Annotated in this window: 2 protein-coding genes; both read right to left on the bottom strand. The window is 38.9% G+C overall.

What is annotated here, in order from left to right; genetic code table 11:
- Positions 1–5 precede the first annotated feature (5 nt).
- Positions 6–884 (bottom strand): class II fructose-1,6-bisphosphate aldolase, encoded by an 879-nt coding sequence (gene fba, locus IEU65_RS10215; protein WP_010278660.1) that lies wholly within the window; start codon positions 882–884, stop codon positions 6–8.
- A 3-nt stretch (positions 885–887) separates the two neighbouring features.
- Positions 888–1,454: a 5' nucleotidase, NT5C type gene (locus IEU65_RS10220; RefSeq protein ID WP_031941004.1), complete on the bottom strand. Its 567-nt coding sequence runs from the start codon at positions 1,452–1,454 to the stop codon at positions 888–890.
- Positions 1,455–1,569 lie beyond the last annotated feature (115 nt).

Genomic DNA, 1,569 nt, shown 5'->3' on the forward strand with positions numbered 1-1,569 from the left:
TTTTTTTAGTGTGATGAAGCACCGAAAACAGCCAGACGTTCTGCCAAACTCGTTTCCACGGCCGTGACACCAGGTGCTAATAGTTTCCTAGGATCGTAATTTTTACCAATCAAATCTTGATCAGTTAAAATAAAGTCTCTTAGTGCTTGATGGAATGCCAGCTGGGCTTCAGTGTTCACATTGACTTTGGCAACACCCATGCTAATAGCTGCTCTAATTTGATCATCTGGGACACCAGAACCACCATGCAAGACAAATGGTACCTGACTGTGCGTCATACTGTCTAAAGTCGTCGTTAAGTCTTTGAGATGAGCGAGGTTTAGCCCTTGCCAATCTTTTGGATAGCGACCATGAATATTACCAATTCCTGCTGCAATAAAATCTATTTCCGTTTGGATCATGGCAACTGCATCGTCAATAGGCGCGATTTCACCAGTGCCGATGATACCATCTTCTTCGCCGCCAATACTGCCTACTTCAGCTTCAACTGAAATATTTTGTTCATGAGCTAACGCTACAATCTCACGTGTTTTTTCTAAGTTTTCTGCTAATGGTAAGTGTGACCCATCAAACATAACTGATGTAAAGCCAGCTTTGATGGCAGCTTTAGCGGCAGTGTAATCACCATGATCGAGATGAATGGCAATGGGGACAGTAATGCCAAATGATTGGTCGAGGTCGCGCACGATATGAGCAACGGTTTCAAAACCACCCATATATTTAATGGCACCCATCGAAGCAGCGATGATGGTAGGAGCTTGTTTTGCTTGTGCAACACGCAAAATGGCTTGTGTCCATTCAAGATTATTTGTATTAAAGGCGCCGACGGCATATCCTTGTTGACGCGCTGTTTGAACGATTGCTTTACCAGAAACGATTGTCATGAGTTATTCCCAACTTTCTTTTTTAAATGTTTGATCTGTTTGATGGAGTGAATAGTGATAATTATTATTAACTGAAAAAATTTTATCGCGAATTGAGTCGTGATTGGATTTGGCAACTTCAATTAAAAAATTAACCAGATTTTTTGACCATACCAATTCTTTATCGTGGCCATATTGTAACCAAAATGAATCTGATTTTGGGTCATCCCAATCATGCGCACCATGATAGGGACGATCATCTAGCAAAATGGCACCAGCAATTTTATTCAAATTTTTTTGGTGTGTCAGAATAACTTTTTTATAAAATGGGCTATCTGGCTGATTGCCAAAGAAATCATTTAACCAACTAATTTTATCTTCCCAAGCACTAGGGTTTTGCCAAGGTGCCGTTGATAAAATGTACATATCATAGTATTGAGACAGGACATAAATGCTATCAATAGCGTCAGGTAAAGGTGGTAAATATCGAAAAATGCCAGGAATTTGATCTGGTTTTTTAAACTGATATGGATGCGGCTTATCATTTTCGGCATTTAATACAGGCAAGGTATCAACGATAGTGTTGTCCATATCAATGAATAATTTAGTTTTGATGATAGTATTCTCCTTTATTGAAAACGCTTACATTTTCGGAATAGACAAAATTATACAGCGTCGGAATAAAAAAATCAAATGTATACCAATT

Origin of the sequence: Leuconostoc pseudomesenteroides KCTC 3652, from assembly GCF_014634745.1 — a bacterium.
GTDB lineage: Bacteria > Bacillota > Bacilli > Lactobacillales > Lactobacillaceae > Leuconostoc > Leuconostoc pseudomesenteroides.